Genomic DNA, 262 nt, shown 5'->3' with positions numbered 1-262 from the left:
GATTTTTATCAAGCTGAGTTAGCACCCATGGTGCGCAATGAAAGCATAGGAGCCATAGGCGCAGCATCAACTGCCTTAGATACAAGATTAAGTAGCTTTGCTAAAGCCGCTCATAAACTTCAAGATGCATTAGAGAAAGTAAGAATTGGCGCACAAGCAAAATATCCTAAAGCCCAAATGATGATATTAGAACAAAATGCAAGGGAACTCGGGAAAGACTTTAATCAAAAATTCCAAACAGAAATCAATAAATACATTGGTC

At 38.2% G+C, this 262-nt stretch carries 1 protein-coding gene; it reads left to right on the top strand.

Annotated elements, in window-relative coordinates; translation table 11 throughout:
- The coding region (locus AAEZ02_RS22760; RefSeq protein ID WP_351125358.1) for a hypothetical protein at nt 1–262 on the top strand (262 nt) is incomplete at both ends.

This window comes from Shewanella sp. T24-MNA-CIBAN-0130, assembly GCF_040310185.1.
GTDB classification, from domain to species: Bacteria; Pseudomonadota; Gammaproteobacteria; order Enterobacterales; family Shewanellaceae; genus Shewanella; species Shewanella psychromarinicola.
This window is presented reverse-complemented; position numbering and strand designations above follow the sequence as displayed.